Origin of the sequence: Kitasatospora sp. NPDC059571, assembly GCF_042735675.1 — a bacterium.
Taxonomy (GTDB): Bacteria; Actinomycetota; Actinomycetes; order Streptomycetales; family Streptomycetaceae; genus Kitasatospora.
The window spans coordinates 1-2124 of record NZ_JBHWBW010000755.1 but is presented as its reverse complement, the minus strand read 5'-3'; the positions used below and the strand labels follow the sequence as shown (position 1 = coordinate 2124).

Here is a 2124-nt window from a genome sequence, read left to right as displayed (position 1 = left end):
GGATTCCGGCGCCCCACGGCGTTCTGCTGCTCGGGCACGTCACGGTACGTCGGCGAACCTCCCCCGAGGACACGGCCGCCGTCCGCCATACCCCGGACAGGAGGCCGGGGTCTCGCGTGCGGGACGGATGGTGGATCGAGCGCTTGCGCTACTTGGGCGGCTTCTTGCCGGCCACGCCCAGGTAGACCTGGAGGGCGAGGTTCGGCTTGAGGTCCTTGACCTTGACGCCCCAGGAGGTGAACGCCTTCTGGTGCTCGGCCGCTGCGGCCAGCAGCGACACCAGGGCGCCCGCCACCGCGGCCGGCTCGATCGTCTTGTCGGTCTTGCCCTGGTTCGATCGGACGGCCTCGGTGAGCGGTCCGACGACCGAGTTGAGGACCTTCATCCGGATCTTGAAGAACCGCTTGTCCCCCTCGGCTGCACCGAGAGTCACGACGCGAAGAATGGCGTCGTTCTTGCGCCAGAAGGCGAGGAATCCGTCCACCAGATCTTCCGAAGTGGCGGCGCCGGTCTTTCCCGCCCAGGACTTTCCTTCGACGAGCTCTTTGAGCCCGCCGCTGTCCTCGGCCATTTCCTCGGCGATCTCGAGGACAGCGCCCTCGACATCCGGGAAGTACTGGTAGAAGGTCGCGGGGGAGGTACCCGCCATACGGGCGACGTCGATGACCTTGACGTCCCGGTAAGGCGACGTGCTGAGCATCTCGCGGAGGCAGTCGAGCAGCTTCTGCCGCGTCTCCTGTCCGCGTCGCCCGGCGACGCGACCGTCGACGGTGCGAACTTGTCCTGTCATGCCGTCAGCTTACCGCGGCACGATCTTGGCGCGATTCGGTGATGCGACAATTACGCCGCCCGGGGTGGTAATGGAAGAGTGTTGTCGGAGGCCCGTCGAATTTCCGGGGACGGATCTCGCGCCCCCCCGTGCACTGATGACCCCACAGCGTGACGACCGGTCGGCTGAGGGGTGGTCGGATGACGTTCGGTGATCACCGGGTGGGCCGTCAGGGCGGCCCGCCGCCCGCCGTTCGAGCCGTTGTTCGGGGGTGGGAGGGCGCCGGGCCGGGCACGCCGTCGGTGCGGCACGGGCGGGGGAGATTGGATCCCGGGCGGCGGGCGTTGGAGAATCGGGGTCGTCGCGCCCCGCACGGGGACGGCAGGACGGGGAGGTGGCAGCTCAGTGGACCAGCTGACGGCGCACGATCCAAGGCGGATCGGGCCCTTCGAGGTGCTGGGACGGCTCGGCGCGGGCGGAATGGGACTGGTCTACCTGGCGCGGTCCGCATCCGGCCGCCGGGTCGCCATCAAGACCGTGCGCACCGAACTGGCCGAGGACGACCTCTTCCGGGTCCGCTTCGCCCGTGAGATCGCCGCCGCCAAGACGGTCGGCGGCTTCTACACCGCCGCCGTGGTCGACGCCGACGCCGACGCCCGGGTGCCGTGGCTCGCCACCGCCTACGTGCCCGCGCCCTCCCTGGAGGACCTCGTCAACCACTGCGGGCCGCTGCCGGTCGACGCGGTGCGCTGGCTGGTGGCCGGCATCGCCGAGGCGCTGCAGTCCATCCACGCCGCCGGGCTGGTCCACCGCGACCTCAAGCCGTCCAACGTGCTGGTCGTCGAGGACGGCCCGCGGGTGATCGACTTCGGCATCGCGGCCGGCGTCTCGCACACCCGCCTCACCATGACCAACGTGGCGGTCGGCACCCCCGCCTACATGTCGCCGGAGCAGGCCCGGGACAGCCGCAGCGTCACCGGCGCCAGCGACGTCTTCTCGCTCGGCTCGCTGCTGGTCTTCTGCGGCACCGGCCACCCGCCGTACCGGGGCGCCAACCCGGTCGAGACGGTCTTCCAGCTCCTGCGCGAGCAGCCCGACCTCTCCGGCCTGCCGGTGGAGCTGGTCGACCTCGTCCGGGCCTGCATGCGGCCCGCGCCCGAGCACCGCCCGACCCCGGCGCAGATCCAGGCCGAACTGGCCCCGCACCTGTTCTCCCGGGACGACGCGCTCGGCGACGCCGGCGACTGGCTGCCCCCGAGCGCCCTGGAACTGATCGAGCGCAAGCGCGGCCGGCGCCCGGCCCCGCCGGTCGCCCCGCAGCCGCCCGTCGCGCCGCCGGTGCCCGCCCCCGTGCC

General features: G+C 71.6%; 2 protein-coding genes. One reads left to right on the top strand and one right to left on the bottom strand.

What is annotated here, in order from left to right:
- Window positions 1–148: 148 nt before the first annotated feature.
- On the bottom strand, window positions 149–790 hold the full coding sequence (locus tag ACFV0G_RS38695; protein WP_380558381.1) for a TetR family transcriptional regulator: 642 nt from the start codon (window positions 788–790) through the stop codon (window positions 149–151).
- Between the two features lie 384 nt (window positions 791–1174).
- Here ACFV0G_RS38695 and ACFV0G_RS38690 point away from each other — a divergent pair.
- Window positions 1175–2124: serine/threonine-protein kinase (locus tag ACFV0G_RS38690; RefSeq protein WP_380558378.1), on the top strand; the 950-nt coding region annotated here is incomplete at its 3' end.